Below are 12906 nucleotides of genomic sequence, written 5' to 3' on the forward strand. Positions count from 1 at the left end.
CCAGATACGACAAGACCGCCACCTCCTACGAGGCAGCGGTCAGTCTCGCGTCATTCCTGCTCTGGGCAAGATCCGTTTGAAGACGAACCCTAGTTCCAGGACCCCTCGATAACAGTATGAACGTCACGCCGGCGCCCTCTCTGGAAGCAGGAGAGTTGCGGAAGGATGCGGCTCGGCCCTGCCGGACACGGGTTGGCGGCAGAAGTGAACCGAAGGGCGGTGGACGTGCGTTGTGGAAGTTGGGCCCCTGAGCCGACAGCAGCGCACGGGGCGCCTCTGGAATACCCGTCAGCGGGTGATGAGAAATCAAGGAAGTTGGTAGGGGATTTTGATGAGCAAGTCTCGCGCAAGCGCATTGTTCTTCGCTACAGCCGTAGCGGTCGGAGGGGCAGCGGTTGTGGCTCCACCGGCGAACGCTGCCTACAACTGTGCCAACAACCAGATTTGCCTGTACAAGAACTCCGACTTCACAGGATCCGTCTATGTCCTCCCTCAGGTTACGCTGAGTAATGGGGCGAAGGTATTCTGCTCAAGGGACTTGGCGCAGAGCAGGTATTCGGATGGCTCTTCGGTGGATAACACCGTTTCGTCCATCGTGAATAACTCGAACTCGGTCCTTTTCCTCACGGAATTTAAGAATGGTGGCGGGAAGAGTACGTCAGTAGGGGGTGGATATCGTTTCTGGAATCTCGATTCTGTGCAGACATTCGACCCTTCCGGGCGCATGACCTACGAAAGCTTCAACGATCGCGCCTCCTTTGCTTGCTAGCTTGATCTTCGACTCCGAGGTCGCGTGGTCCGCCGAGTTTAAAACCGGTTCAACAGGAGTCGTGCAAGGACGCGGAATTTGACGGGAAATGTACTTCGGTCGGCGGCAGTGCGACCCCTGCTGGCGCAGGGGGGGGGTCGCACTGCCGCCACCGTCGCGCCGGCTTCGCGTTCTCATTCGAATCGAGTGCTGGCCCCTCGCCACTCAGGCCGACCCCAAGGGCTGTAGGCGAGATCCACATGCACGTCTTCGATGCTATTGGTGAGGTCGCTACGACTATCAGCATTTTCGGTTCACCGAGGCAAAGCTGATCGAGGTTGATCTCACCTGGGTTTTCTGGGCGGAGGAGACCTGGTGGCTTTGTGCTTTGACGGCTCACCGTCGGTACCACTTACATCATCATCAGCAACAACGGTCACGGCGCAGCCTGGGAAATGCGTGGAGGTCGTCTTCTGGCGTTGCTTCATCCCGTATACAGTTTTAATTTAGTTATGTCGACTAATGCCCCAAGATTGCAAGATCTGGGGGCTGGCTGTCGATGCCTTTGGGGCGTAGTCCTGCCCGTCCTTGCCCGGTCGTTGAGGTTGTGCTTCGAGCGCCGATTTTTGAACCGCGACCACGACTTCGACGTAGTGAAGGGCGAGGCTGCGTATGAGAACACAGATAGATAACACGAAAGGAAAGCCTACAATGCTGACAGAGTCCGACAAGTTGCACATCTTGTTGTGCGCAACCCGAGAAAATTTGGACATGCTTGGACAGAAAGTAAATGAGGCGAACATATCCCGGGATCTGAAGAAGTTCATGATCTATACCGAGGCGATCAAGCTCGCGCGTGAGCATCCTGCGGCCGAACTGTCGCGCATGCTGGAAAATCAGAGGCAAAAGATTCAGGCCGCGGCTGAAGAGCTACAGCGCCATGTCGGTGCGGCTCGAACTCTGGCCGGAATTCCAGGAAATGTGAAGTGGCCGACGCGACCCTCGTTCGCACCCAGTCAGGACGAGCTTAACTCTGCAAGTGCGATGCGCTTGATGGATCCGAAGGTTGCGGGAAATCAACGGGTTTCCGCCAACAATGGCAAGGGGGAGCCGTATCTGGGTACTGCGCGGCCCAGTGATTCCTACCTGGAGGTTTCCGCAAGCTACAGTGGCGGTCCAGAGATTTCAAATTACGGTCTCGCCGATATTGCAGGTATGCGCGTCTCAGCGCCTTCTTCCGCTCACCTTTCGGAATTGTCAAATAGCTCTACGCACTCTGTCGTTGCGAACCCACAGCTCGCAGCCGGGACCCAGCTAAAGCGCCGCTGATACGAGTGCCTCTATGATGCACATGCCGTACGGTTCCTTGTCGGACGCCAAGACGAGAACCTCGGCCACGCATATTCTGCGTCCAGCTCGGCGCTGGTCAGTGGGCCGAGCAGGTAGATCCGGTCGGCGAGCCCGGTCTCGGCAATCAAGGCCCGCAGTCGAGCAGCATATTCGGGGTCCGGCTCTGCACCGGGCACTTTCAGGTGCCACGGCAGATCACACGGAAGGGTGGCGAGAGCGCTCACGAGCGTGGTGTGTCGCTTGCGCTCGGTGTTACGGGCCACGCAGAGCAGATGTCGGCCGCCGCTGGGTGTGCCGGCCGAGGCGCTGGCTTCGCCGGGGCAACAACAGGGCGCTACCTCTGGACAGGCGCCGCCCCCCGCCTTGGGTGTCAGGGTGAGGAGGAACCGTCCGGCCGGATGGGCGGCTGAGGGCCGGGCGGCGTGGATGGCGTGGACGGCTGCCCAGGAGTGCCCGAAGCGCAGCAGTCCGGTGGCGGTGACGGCTGCGTCGGTGTCGAACGCCTCGATCCGGATGAACCGCAGCCCCTTGATGTAGCTGAGCAGGCCGGGCCGCTCCGCGTCGCCGGCCGTCAGCGACAGCACCGGCGCGGACAGATTGCCGAGCCCGCCGGACGCCTGCACGTAGAACGCGGCGTCCGCCTCGTTGAACGGGTCCTTCGGGTCGTACAGCGCCGTGGCGGTCGTGTGGTCCAGGACGACCGAGATCGCCGCCACTACGCGGCCGTCTGCGAGCCGTGCTGTGCCCCGGCCAGGCGCTCCAGCAGCGCGCGGGCCTTCGCCTCGGCCTCCGCGCTGGGTGCCTGCCCCAGCGCGGAGGCGAGCTCCGCGCGGGCCAGCTCGGCACGCTCGGCGTACTCGGCCCTGGTCGGGGTGTCCTGGGCCAGCTCCTCCACCAGGTTCCGGATCGTCGTGCCGTGCTCGGCCGCCAGCTGCGCCAGCCGGTCCCGCGCCGCCGTGCTCACCTTGATGCTCGTCTCGTCCGCCATGACCCGACTCCACCGCCTTCCTCTACCACCGGTAGAGGAACGAAGAATGCGGGGTACAGCTTCGGCCCTTCACGTGCCAGAGAAAGCACAGCGTTCGGCGGCCCGCTTCGCTGCGAGGGCAGGCGTCTATCCGGCCACGGCATGTGGCAACAGCCCCGCTCTCAGAACAGCCTCGTTGACGCTTGCCAGCGGATTGATCGGATCCGAGACGAACACCGAGTCTGTGCCGCGCAGCGTCTGCTGCTCACGGCGGAACACATCCTGCAGGGGGATCCCGAAATAGCCGGTGGCAGTTCCGTCCGGCAGTGAGGGATCAGCGACCTTCCCGTCAGCGGTAAGACACCACGCATGCTCGAAACTGCTGAACGGCGCCGCCGACGGCACCAGAACAAAGCCCTCCACATAGGTCCAACCAGCAAGATCCGCCCAGTTGCTGGCGGCCTTGAAGCATCGGCCCGGCTTCTGCCTCCGCCATGCGTCCAGGCAGAGGGCTGCTGGTAGAGGCCATGGGTGCTGACGATATCCGCGAAGCTCGAGTACGCCCAGGAAGCATCTCCCATCGTCAGCTGCCGGTACAGCTCCAGCCAAACGGCGCAGCTCCTGCTCAGCCTCAGCCGCACCAAGCTCTGTCCCTCCGGCCGATGCTCCGCTCACGGTGCCTCCGCTTCGTATGCCGCCTTGGGGCCGGTCAGCGGCGTAGATTGCGGCGTGTCCGGCTGATTTTCCCTATCAGATGGTCCGCCTGAGTACCGGGCTGCCGTATGTCCGCCTGGCCGTGATCGGCTGCCTCGTTCCCCGAGCTGAACAGCGGGACCGGTGAGTGGTATTCGGCTGCTGCCCGGAACGTCTCCTCGTCGATCCTGTTCTCGAGCAAGGCGAGACGGAGACCGAGGAGATGCTCGCCGTGACACCCGGCCCAGCCTGCGCAGATCCGGCGCGCGGAGCTGTCTGGGTCGCCCTGATGGCACTGGAACAGCCCTTGCGGCTGCACGGCTGTGTCGGTGTCGTAACGGCGGAGCTTTTCGTACTCCTCATGCGCCCACACCCCGGACGGCACATCCCGACGGTAGGGACAGCTGTCGCACGGACGTGGTGCCGGCGCACGCATTGGTGAAGCCACGGGGAGATTATGCCCCAACGTGATTCCACCACCCCAGTCACACCGTCCAGGCCCGGGCCCAGCACGCCTTAATGCGCTGGCGCAACGCCAACTCCCGCCACCTCGAGGTCCTGGCCGCCGAACGCAAAGAACTCACCCACATCCGAAGCGAGAAAGGCATCTGCTGGACGGCCTGTCAAGAGCGCAGCTTAGCCGCGTCTTCACCAAGGCGGTGAGCTGGTCGAGGCTGTGTTTCGTGAGGTTGGCCAGCGACCTCTTCAGACGCGACCACACGCCCTCGACGGGGTTGAACTCGGGGGCGTAAGCGGTCATCTCGTTTGGGGCCGTCCCCTGCCAGTGGGTGCCAGTGCCTCACATGCCTCGGTCTGGGCCGTATCAAGGCTCGGGACGTTCGCGGGCAGACATCGGGAGGTGCTGCAGTTTCACAGGGCCTGGATAGAAAGCTGAGCGGTTGGGGCCGGTCATGTCTTCGCCGATCAGGTATCGGTAGAGCCATTCGGTGAAGCTCATGCGGTGCTCTGCCCAGGTTTCGTCATAGTTGACCACGAGTCTGGTGGCATCGGCGGCTGCGTCGAGGAAGATCGACTCTCCTCGGTCGTTGCTCGCGAGGGGCCACAGGCCGTTGCGCGTGCCGAACCTCAGCTCCTCAAGTCCGAGGAGCTGTCGGGGGTCCTCGTCCGCATCGAGGTCGAGCTCATCCCAGGGCACTTCTGACCACGCCTGGTTGGTGGCTCGGATCTCCTGGCCCAGGTTCCACCGCTCGGTCACGGGGGGCAAGTAGAGATGGCATGCCCGTACGCCGTCAGGGTGCTGAGCAACGACCGATGCGCACGCCCGCCGCGCCACTCGATCCACCGGTCATCGTCCAGGACGCGGGCCGCTGGCCGGGAGCCGGCGAGACGTCGGACGGACCGACTGGGCCGTCGCCCTTGATGTGGCGGGAACGGTTCAACGCTCGAACAGCAGCGACGGGCGGCGCATCCCCAAGATGCACCACCCCTCGCCGTCTGCCGGCCCTCCCGCCACACAGGAGAAACCGGCGTGCGCAGCCTATGCGGGCCGCTTCACCACTCGAACATCTCCGGCAGCGGGTACCGCGAGCTGGTCGAGGGAGAGCGGGGCACCTTCGACGTCGCGCGGGGCCAGAAGGGGCCTCAGGCCGAGAACATTGTCCGCGGCTGACATCGCCCGCTGGCCTCTGAAGTGCGGCGTAGAGTGGCATCACCGCCGCGGGGTCGAGCAGCTCAATAGCTCGCTGGGCTCATAACCCAGAGGTCGCAGGTTCAACTCCTGTCTCCGCTATGAACGTCAGGGGCCCCGACACCAGCCCCACCGAAGCGGGTCCGCTCGTGACGCGGACACGGCACCCCGTAGACGGACTCGGAGCGCTGCTCGTGCTGCACGACGGGCTCCCGCTGGGCCAGGCATTCCGTCCGGCTCAGCCGTTATCGGTGCCGCGCCAAGCAGAATCCGTCGCGTCCCCAGAAACCCCGATCTACAGCCATCTCATTGCCGAGCGCGGCGACATACCCGCCCGGGTACGCGACGAAGCCGGCCGCCTGCACCGCTTGCTGGAGCCGCTCTTCTCCGGAACGGACACTCCCGGCCGTCAGCGGAACGCAGGACATCAGGGCTCCTTCTTCGGCACCGAGTCGCTGCCTCCGACGACCTCGCCGTCGCCGTCAGCCGGGTAGCCGACGGGCGGCGGAAGGGAGCCAGGCGATCGCGCGCGGGTCGGCGGCGGCCTGAGCACTTCTGAGCGCTCAGGTGTCCTGGGACGTCATGCCGGGTGCCGGATCGCCCAACGGCACGACGGTGGCCATGGCCCGTTCTCCTGAAACACCGTTGTGGGCCTCTGCGGGGGCATCGGCGCTCGTGTGCGTCATCTGCTTGATGTCCTGTGCCGCCCAGCACCCCTAGCGGCCACCGGGTGTGGATGCCCGGGGGCCGCTTAGGCACGGCGATTCCCCGCTACTGCATGTTGGTGATCAGGCGACGGTCCAGTCGCGCAGCTGGCGGGCGATCCGGGCGATGCCGAGCGCTCCGGAGGCGGCGTCCCGCACGAGCGCGACGGCCGCCTTGGGCGGGTACTCGAGTTCGCGCGCGTTGAGGATCATGTAGGCCTCGGTCGCATGCCAGGCGAAAGCCTCGTTGGAGTGCTCCAGGCACGGCAGTTTCGCCAGGGTCTGCAGCAGCGCGCCGGCCTTGAGATACAGAGATCCGTAGATGTCGCGCTCCATCGCCCGGGCATTCACCCGGGCGACAGCCGCGTACAGCGGTCCGAGGTCGTCGACCTGCGGATCACCGTCGAGCAGCTCGGCGGCGTGCAGCAGGAACGAGACGTCGAGCGGGTGGAGCGGCGGTTCCGGCTGGGTCACGCGGCGTGGCCTCGCTCCTGGTGCTGACCGAGTTCCCGCTGCGCTTCCTGCTCGGCCGCCCGCTGCTCGGCGCTGGGGTCCAGACTGCTGGGCTCGGCCGCGAAAGCCGCGCCGCTGCGGGCCATGGACGCCTGGAAACCGTCCAGGAACTGCCGCTCCACGGCGGTCGCACGGTCGTAGGCAGCAGAGAGGATGTACTCCTGCATGCTGACCCCCGCCTGCCTGGCCGCTGCGGCGATCGCGGCCCGCTGTGCAGGGTCGGGGAAGCGCAGGTTCATCGCTGTTTTGGCATCCGACATGGTAGCTACGGTACCAGCGGTACCACGCGGGTGTCTCGGGAGCGGCGCGGACTACCCCGGCCCAGGCCGTCGCCCCGCCCCGGAGGAGGCCTAGGGTGTACCGCAGGCCCGCAAGGGCCAGCCGCACATCCGGGCCGAGATCGACACTCGGCGAAGGGCAAGGACCATCCCCGTGGGTGCGGGAGCACCAGCCAGCACCATGGCCGACCGGACGCGGGAACCATCCCCGCAGGTGCGGGTAGCACACCACCCGACTCTCGGACTTCTGATCACACCACCCCTGTGGTCGCCCCACCGTCTCTACGTTGTCTGGCCTCTACCGCAACCGGCTCGCCGAGGCTGAACTGGCCTGCTGCCGTGGCCGCACCTCATCCCGCTCAATTCCCCCCGCCTCGCCGCGGTGCACCGTCCTCTTACGTAAGGAGGCGGCGCACCGCCGACGTGAGCGGCCGGCGTGCGGTCCGTCCCGGGCCGCGCCGCTGCAGCGCCGGCTGGCCGGCCGACGTTCGGGGGACGTCGCAGGAACGCCAGGAGAATGCAGTGAGGAACGCTGGTGGAACGCGGGCGGCGGATGGGGGGGTGCGCAGCGAGGGTGTGACGGTACTTGGCATGCCGGCGGGCTTCTGTGCTCGCCGGGCCGAGGGAACGACGGCCTGCTGCTCCAGCCCGGTGAGGAATCCGGTCAGCAGAGCACCCATCCCCTCCCGCCCCGACAGCCGCCGACCCAGCAGCCGTTGGACACGGTCGGCCGGCAGCGGCAGCAGCGCCTTGGGGAAGTCCACGCCCACCCCTGTGAGCACCTGACGGCCCAGGCCGACCGGCACATGCACTTTGTAAGGCCGCGACGTATCGCTCACCCACAAGTCGCTCGGACCGTACGTCTCGGCTCGCCCCACGTGCTCGAAGCCCACCCCCCCACCGAGCACCAGCGACAAGTGATACATCTCCGGATCAGACTGCCGCACCAGCTTCTCGGTACGCCTGAACCCCGTCTGCAGGTACCCCGTCGGCAGGTACGCCGTCGGCAGGTACGCCGTCGGCCACGCCAGCACCGGACCCAGCTCCACCAGCCTCTGCCGAGCCCAGAAGTCATCGGCGAACCGGCTGCTCATATGACTGGGAGCGATCGCACGGTGCTTCAACTCGCACCAATACTCAAACCGGTGCTCCCTGGGCACGTCGTCGCTCCGGAAGACCGTTCCGATCGTGCTGAGCCCAAGCAAGAGCAGTGCAGGAGACAACGCCCGCGGTGGGAGAGAGCATGTGTCGTGGACTGATGACGGTCTCGGCCTCGCGGAGTCGCTGCACATGACGAGACCCCGACACCAGCGTCCCGAAAAAGCGGCCCCCGCTCTCCCTCTCGAAGTTCCACAACGACACCCGACCACCATGACGATACTGTCCACCCCGGCTGACCGACCCGCCTCGACCGCACGAGCCATACAGCCCTGATCTCGACCCACACTGGGCCGCCCGCCAGGCAATACGGCGTCCCGCCCGCTGTGGCGGGAACGGGCAACACTCGAACAGCAGCGAGGGGCGGCGCATCCCCAAAATGTGCCGCCCCTCGCCGCCTGCCCGGCCCTCCCGCCACACAGGGAGAAGCCAGCGTACGCAGCCTATGCTGCTTCACGCCCCCGCCCAGGCCAGCCCGAGGGCCGCGAGCCGTTCGGCGGTGAGCTTGCCCCGCCTGGAACAGCTGTTGGAGAGGAATACCCCCCGTTTCACGAGGTGCTCGACACCGTCGACGACCACGGCCTCCTCGTGGGCCTTGGGGACCGTCACAGAACTTGTGCGGGCACGGTACTGCGACAGAGCCGCAACCCTCCGCTCGAACGCGTCAGAATCGCCTTTGCGGACCCTCACCGCCGTCTCGGGCTGCGCGGGCCGCGGGGCGAACCGAACCCGAGCCGCACCAGCCGCTCGCGCTGGCCGTCCATCAGCCCGTGCCACACGTCGTGTTCCTGCTGCCGCGCGGCCCACCGCCCGACATCGAGCCCGTACACCGTGGTCCGTGGCAGGGTCTGCGTGTCCAACTCGTGGCGCAGCAGCTCGCGCTCCGCCGCGTTGTGCCGCTGCCGCTCTGCCGGCCACGCCGGGTTTCAGGGAGGAGGGCGTCGATGCCGGCCGGCGGGGGAGAGGCGGGGTCAGGCGGCGGTTTGTGGTGCGACGGCCTGCTCAAGGGTGGGGTACAGATCGATGACGTCGTCGAGGCCGACGACGTGCAGCAGGTCCGCCATAGGCTTCGGGGTGCAGGCCAGGCGTAGCCACCCGCTGCCGGCGCGGGCGGCGTTGTTGGCGGCGACGAGCATGTTGATGCCGCTGGAGTCCATGAAGGTGCCGGCGCGGAAGTCCATGACGGTATGCGGGGCGAAACCGCCTTGTGCGGTGAGCGCCTGGCGGAAGAGATCAGTGGTGGTGTGGTCGATCTCCCCGGCCAGTACGACCACGTGGACGCCGTCAGTGGTCATGTGGTGGGAGACGGTCAGTTGGGCCTGGTTCATGCCGTCTCCTGCCCTGGGGGTGGGGGTCCTCGCTGCTGCGATGCCCCTCTTCGCCCACGCAAGCGCACGCTGCCGTTCCGTGTCAACCGCGTTCTGCGGGGCGGGCCGAAGCCTCCATTGTGGGGAAGGCGGCAGGTGGCCGTGCAATGCTGCGTGGGCTGGGTGAACTTTGTGTGATGGTCGCAGGAGATGAGGCGGGCCGTGGAGCAGGCCGTAGGCGACGAGGGGCAGGCGGCACAGCGCACCGATCCGCTTTCGGCATCGGCCGCGTACGACGGCGCCTCGTCCTGTATCGGGGACGCGCGGCGTCTGGCCACGGGTTTGCTCACCGAGGTGCAGGCCGTGCACGGGCTGCCGGTGTCGGAACGGGCGCTGGGCATGACGCAGCTCGTGGTCAGCGAGCTGGTGACGAACGCGGTGAAGTACGCACCCGGGCCGGTCATGCTCGATCTGCAGGTCAGCGGGGGTGCGGTGCGGGTGTCGGTGTGGGACAGCGATCCGGTCTTGCCGGAAGGGGCTGCCACCGACCCGGAGCGGGTGGGGCGCCACGGTCTGGAGATCACCCTGGCCGTCTGCCAGGCCTACGAAGTGCGGCGTGAGCTGGTCGGTAAGCGCGTCACCGCGCTGATTGCGCTGGCCGATAATCCGGGCGGGGGCATCGCCGGCCGCACGTCCCCATAGCCGTACAAGGCAGGTAATGCCCGGTTCTAGGCGCGGGCTGCAGGGGCGTTCCGCTCCAGGCGGGCGCCCAGGGTGGCGGCGAAGTCCTCGGCGCGGGCCAGCTGGATGCGCAGCTTCTCCACTTGTTCGGCGGCGGCCTGCTGGTAGGTCCGTACGCGGTCCAGGAGGGCTTCGCGTTCGTCGGGGTCGAGTCTTGTGCCGGCGTCGAGGCGGTCGGTGGCTTCCAGGAGGTCGCGCATCTGGTCCAGGGTGAAGCCGAGGGGCTTCATGCGGCGGATGACCATGAGCCGGGCGACGTCGGCTTCGGTGTAGAGACGGAAGCCGCCCTGCGAGCGGGCGGACGGGACGACTAGGCCGGTCTCCTCGTAGTGCCGGATGGTGCGCAGGGACAGCTCCGTGCGCGCGGCGACCTCGCCGATCTGCATGTGCTTGTCGTCCACGCGGTGGTCCGTTGGCCCCTCTGGTCGTCGGCGGTTTTGTCCCCGGGCGGGCGCCGCCGATCTCTACTCTAACGTTAGGGTAGAGTTGCTGGTGGTGAGGGTGGCGTGCCGCTGCGTTGCCGTTGCTGTGTCGGGGCTGATGGTGCCCCCGGCGAAGATCCGATTCTTGCAGGAGAGAAGCGTGCGCGAGCCCATGACGCCCGTGGCCGCCGCCTGCCCGCCGTGAGGCTTGGCCCCCGGACGTGAGGTAGGGCCCCCTCTTGCGCAGGCCCAGACCCGTCCGTCCTCGACTTCCGGCTCCGCACTTCACGGGGCCGCCCGCGGGGTGCCGGCCCGGCTCCTGCGCGTCCTTCCCGCACGCCTCGGTCTGCCGTAGGGGGTGTGCCCGAGCACGACAGGTTCTCTCCCTTGTCTTCTGCTGCCGCTGCAGTGTCCCCGGCCGCGCGCCTGCGCGGCCTCAAGCCCGACTGGATCTCCGACCCGAAGGTCTGGCGCACCGAGGTTCTCGCGGGCCTGGTCGTCGCCCTGGCGCTGATCCCCGAGGCGATCTCGTTCTCGATCATCGCGGGCGTCGACCCGGCGATCGGCCTGTTCGCCTCCTTCACCATGGCCGTGGTCATCTCGCTCGTCGGTGGACGCCGGGCGATGATCTCCGCCGCCACCGGTGCCGTCGCCCTGGTCATCGCCCCGCTGAACCGTGAGCACGGGTTCGGCTACCTCGTTGCCGCGGTCGTCCTGGCCGGCGTCTTCCAGGTCGCGCTGGGCGCGCTCGGCGTGGCGAAGCTGATGCGGTTCATCCCCCGCTCGGTGATGGTCGGCTTCGTCAACTCCCTCGCCATCCTGATCTTCGTGGCCCAGGTCCCTGAGATGCGCGACGTGCCCTGGGCGGTGTACCCGCTGATCATCGGCGGTCTTGCGCTGATGGTGTTCTTCCCGAAGATCACCACCGTGATCCCGGCGCCGCTGGTCTCCATCGTGTTCCTGACCGTGATCACCGTCGGCGCGGCCATCGCGGTGCCGACGGTAGGCGACAAGGGCGCCTTGCCCTCCTCCCTCCCGGTCCCTGGCCTGCCCGACGTGCCCTTCACCTTCGACACGCTGTCGACGATCGCCCCGTACGCGTTCGCCATGGCGCTGGTCGGTCTGATGGAGTCCTTGATGACCGCCAAGCTCGTCGACGACATCACCGACACCCACTCCGACAAGACCCGCGAGTCCATCGGCCAGGGCATCGCCAACATCGTCACCGGCGTCTTCGGCGGCATGGGCGGCTGCGCCATGATCGGCCAGACCATGATCAACGTGAAGGTCTCCGGCGCCCGCACCCGCCTGTCTACCTTCCTCGCCGGCGCCTTCCTGATGGTGCTGTGCATCGTCTTCGGCCCGCTCGTCTCCGACATCCCCATGGCCGCCCTGGTCGCCGTCATGATCATGGTGTCGTTCGCGACCTTCGACTGGCACTCCATCGCCCCCAAGACGCTTCGACGGATGCCCGCCGGCGAGATCGCCGTCATGGTCATCACCGTCGCCTGCGTGGTCGCCACCCACAACCTCGCCATCGGCGTCGTTGTCGGCTCCATCACCGCCATGGCCGTCTTCGCCAAGCGCGTGGCGCACCTTGCCGAGGTCACCGCCGTGGTCGATCCTGACGGCACGACGGTGGTCTACCGGGTCACCGGTGAGCTGTTCTTCGCCTCTTCCAACGACCTTGTCGGCCATTTCAACTACACAGGCGACCCCGACAAGGTTGTCGTCGATCTGTCCGCCGCGCACATCTGGGACGCCTCCTCCGTGGCCGCCCTCGACGCGGTCGAGACCAAGTACGCTCAGCTCGGCAAGACCGTCGACATCACCGGACTGAACCATCCCAGCGCCGATCTGCATAGCAAGCTCACCGGCGAACTCGCTGGCAGCCACTGAAACGGCACCGCAGGACAGTGAGAGGACCCCGGCCCTGGCCGGGGTCCTCTCACTGTCCTGCGGTGCCGTTCGGCGGTAGCGGTTCAGCCCCGGCGGCCGGCGGCCGGGTCGCGTTCGGCAACCTGCCGGGGGCGGGCCAGCACAATCGGGGTGGAGGTGGCGCCCTCGACGTAGTGGGTGAGCGCGGAGTGCCGCAACCGGTGCAGCGTCCAGCCGGTCCAGGTCCTTGGCATCGTCAGGGCAGGTCAGCGGGCTGGCCCGCAGCCTCGTATCTCCTCGAAGTCAGCAACATGATCAGGGGCAGGGCCGAAGGCGCGGACGGGGTTCGTGTCGAGCTGACCGAGTCGTCGCGCTGTTACTCACTTTCGGGTGACGGTCAATCCGGCCTTGAGCGGCATGACAGGGCCAGGAAGGGTTCCCCGGCCAGTGCCCGCAAAGGGAGCCCGCTCTGGCGAGGCGTCAACCTTGTGCATGCACG

The 12906-nt window shown here is 66.8% G+C and carries 17 protein-coding genes, 1 tRNA gene and 1 pseudogene; 6 read left to right on the plus strand and 13 right to left on the minus strand.

Annotated elements, in window-relative coordinates:
• The first annotated feature begins 331 nt into the window (after window positions 1–331).
• Entirely contained in the window at window positions 332–769 is a 438-nt protein-coding gene (locus tag J2X68_RS40415) for a peptidase inhibitor family I36 protein (RefSeq protein ID WP_399041815.1), read from the plus strand.
• Between the two features lie 750 nt (window positions 770–1519).
• A complete protein-coding gene (locus tag J2X68_RS38045; RefSeq protein WP_310437191.1) occupies window positions 1520–2077 on the plus strand; it encodes a hypothetical protein in 558 nt (185 codons plus the stop codon).
• A gap of 11 nt (window positions 2078–2088) precedes the next feature.
• Here the strand turns inward: J2X68_RS38045 and J2X68_RS38050 are convergent, their stop codons facing one another.
• The 5 genes from J2X68_RS38050 to J2X68_RS38075 all read right to left on the minus strand — a co-directional run bounded on the left by J2X68_RS38050 (window position 2089) and on the right by J2X68_RS38075 (window position 4974).
• Window positions 2089–2814 carry a hypothetical protein gene (locus tag J2X68_RS38050; protein WP_310437192.1) on the minus strand — a complete coding sequence of 242 codons (726 nt, stop codon included), beginning with the start codon at window positions 2812–2814 and terminating at the stop codon, window positions 2089–2091.
• On the minus strand, window positions 2814–3086 hold the full coding sequence (locus tag J2X68_RS38055) for a hypothetical protein (RefSeq protein ID WP_310437193.1): 273 nt from the start codon (window positions 3084–3086) through the stop codon (window positions 2814–2816). Before J2X68_RS38055 ends, J2X68_RS38050 begins: the two co-directional genes overlap by 1 nt.
• 126 nt (window positions 3087–3212) lie before the next feature.
• Complete coding sequence (locus J2X68_RS38060; RefSeq protein ID WP_310437194.1) at window positions 3213–3488, minus strand: hypothetical protein; 276 nt, start codon at window positions 3486–3488, stop codon at window positions 3213–3215.
• A 286-nt stretch (window positions 3489–3774) separates the two neighbouring features.
• Window positions 3775–4194 (minus strand): DUF6283 family protein, encoded by a 420-nt coding sequence (locus tag J2X68_RS38065; protein WP_310437225.1) that lies wholly within the window; start codon window positions 4192–4194, stop codon window positions 3775–3777.
• A gap of 387 nt (window positions 4195–4581) precedes the next feature.
• Window positions 4582–4974, minus strand: a complete 393-nt coding sequence (locus tag J2X68_RS38075; RefSeq protein ID WP_310437195.1) for a hypothetical protein — start codon at window positions 4972–4974, stop codon at window positions 4582–4584.
• 297 nt (window positions 4975–5271) lie between these two features.
• Between J2X68_RS38075 and J2X68_RS38080 the strand changes: the two are divergent.
• Together J2X68_RS38080 and J2X68_RS38085 are read left to right on the plus strand one after the other, a co-directional pair.
• Window positions 5272–5388 (plus strand): annotated as a pseudogene (locus J2X68_RS38080) (cold shock domain-containing protein); the annotation flags it as partial.
• A 46-nt stretch (window positions 5389–5434) separates the two neighbouring features.
• Window positions 5435–5508, plus strand: a tRNA-Met gene (locus tag J2X68_RS38085).
• Window positions 5509–5969: 461 nt separating this feature from the next.
• Here J2X68_RS38085 and J2X68_RS38090 read toward each other — a convergent pair.
• The 6 genes from J2X68_RS38090 to J2X68_RS38115 all read right to left on the minus strand — a co-directional run bounded on the left by J2X68_RS38090 (window position 5970) and on the right by J2X68_RS38115 (window position 9387).
• Window positions 5970–6092 (minus strand): hypothetical protein, encoded by a 123-nt coding sequence (locus J2X68_RS38090; protein ID WP_310437196.1) that lies wholly within the window; start codon window positions 6090–6092, stop codon window positions 5970–5972.
• A 102-nt stretch (window positions 6093–6194) separates the two neighbouring features.
• Entirely contained in the window at window positions 6195–6584 is a 390-nt protein-coding gene (locus J2X68_RS38095) for a fic family toxin-antitoxin system, toxin component (RefSeq protein ID WP_310437197.1), read from the minus strand.
• Window positions 6581–6883: a hypothetical protein gene (locus tag J2X68_RS38100; RefSeq protein ID WP_310437198.1), complete on the minus strand. Its 303-nt coding sequence runs from the start codon at window positions 6881–6883 to the stop codon at window positions 6581–6583. Before J2X68_RS38100 ends, J2X68_RS38095 begins: the two co-directional genes overlap by 4 nt.
• 413 nt (window positions 6884–7296) lie before the next feature.
• Entirely contained in the window at window positions 7297–7995 is a 699-nt protein-coding gene (locus tag J2X68_RS38105; RefSeq protein ID WP_399041821.1) for a hypothetical protein, read from the minus strand.
• Window positions 7996–8512: 517 nt separating this feature from the next.
• Window positions 8513–8668, minus strand: coding sequence for a hypothetical protein (locus J2X68_RS38110; RefSeq protein ID WP_310437200.1), 156 nt, complete (start codon window positions 8666–8668; stop codon window positions 8513–8515).
• Window positions 8669–9030: 362 nt separating this feature from the next.
• A complete protein-coding gene (locus J2X68_RS38115; RefSeq protein WP_310437201.1) occupies window positions 9031–9387 on the minus strand; it encodes an STAS domain-containing protein in 357 nt (118 codons plus the stop codon).
• A gap of 201 nt (window positions 9388–9588) precedes the next feature.
• On the opposite strand from J2X68_RS38115, the gene J2X68_RS38120 reads away from it, so the two are divergent.
• A complete protein-coding gene (locus tag J2X68_RS38120; RefSeq protein WP_310437202.1) occupies window positions 9589–10068 on the plus strand; it encodes an ATP-binding protein in 480 nt (159 codons plus the stop codon).
• 26 nt (window positions 10069–10094) lie between these two features.
• Here J2X68_RS38120 and J2X68_RS38125 read toward each other — a convergent pair whose 3' ends face one another.
• On the minus strand, window positions 10095–10508 hold the full coding sequence (locus tag J2X68_RS38125) for a MerR family transcriptional regulator (protein WP_310437203.1): 414 nt from the start codon (window positions 10506–10508) through the stop codon (window positions 10095–10097).
• Between the two features lie 429 nt (window positions 10509–10937).
• On the opposite strand from J2X68_RS38125, the gene J2X68_RS38130 reads away from it, so the two are divergent.
• Window positions 10938–12428 (plus strand): SulP family inorganic anion transporter, encoded by a 1491-nt coding sequence (locus J2X68_RS38130; RefSeq protein WP_310437226.1) that lies wholly within the window; start codon window positions 10938–10940, stop codon window positions 12426–12428.
• Window positions 12429–12511: 83 nt separating this feature from the next.
• Here the strand turns inward: J2X68_RS38130 and J2X68_RS38135 are convergent, their stop codons facing one another.
• Window positions 12512–12661: a hypothetical protein gene (locus tag J2X68_RS38135; RefSeq protein ID WP_310437204.1), complete on the minus strand. Its 150-nt coding sequence runs from the start codon at window positions 12659–12661 to the stop codon at window positions 12512–12514.
• Window positions 12662–12906 lie beyond the last annotated feature (245 nt).

Source organism: Streptomyces sp. 3330 (assembly GCF_031456635.1).
GTDB lineage: Bacteria > Actinomycetota > Actinomycetes > Streptomycetales > Streptomycetaceae > Streptomyces.

Bases quoted from the DNA above. Each gene is read 5' to 3' on its own strand.
- J2X68_RS40415 (WP_399041815.1), top strand. From the start codon at position 332: ATGAGCAAGTCTCGCGCAAGCGCATTGTTCTTCGCTACAGCCGTAGCG.
- J2X68_RS38045 (WP_310437191.1), top strand. From the start codon at position 1,520: ATGCTTGGACAGAAAGTAAATGAGGCGAACATATCCCGGGATCTGAAG.
- J2X68_RS38055 (WP_310437193.1), bottom strand. From the start codon at position 3,086: ATGGCGGACGAGACGAGCATCAAGGTGAGCACGGCGGCGCGGGACCGG.
- J2X68_RS38065 (WP_310437225.1), bottom strand. From the start codon at position 4,194: ATGCGTGCGCCGGCACCACGTCCGTGCGACAGCTGTCCCTACCGTCGG.
- J2X68_RS38090 (WP_310437196.1), bottom strand. From the start codon at position 6,092: ATGACGCACACGAGCGCCGATGCCCCCGCAGAGGCCCACAACGGTGTT.
- J2X68_RS38100 (WP_310437198.1), bottom strand. From the start codon at position 6,883: ATGTCGGATGCCAAAACAGCGATGAACCTGCGCTTCCCCGACCCTGCA.
- J2X68_RS38105 (WP_399041821.1), bottom strand. From the start codon at position 7,995: ATGAGCAGCCGGTTCGCCGATGACTTCTGGGCTCGGCAGAGGCTGGTG.
- J2X68_RS38115 (WP_310437201.1), bottom strand. From the start codon at position 9,387: ATGAACCAGGCCCAACTGACCGTCTCCCACCACATGACCACTGACGGC.
- J2X68_RS38135 (WP_310437204.1), bottom strand. From the start codon at position 12,661: ATGCCAAGGACCTGGACCGGCTGGACGCTGCACCGGTTGCGGCACTCC.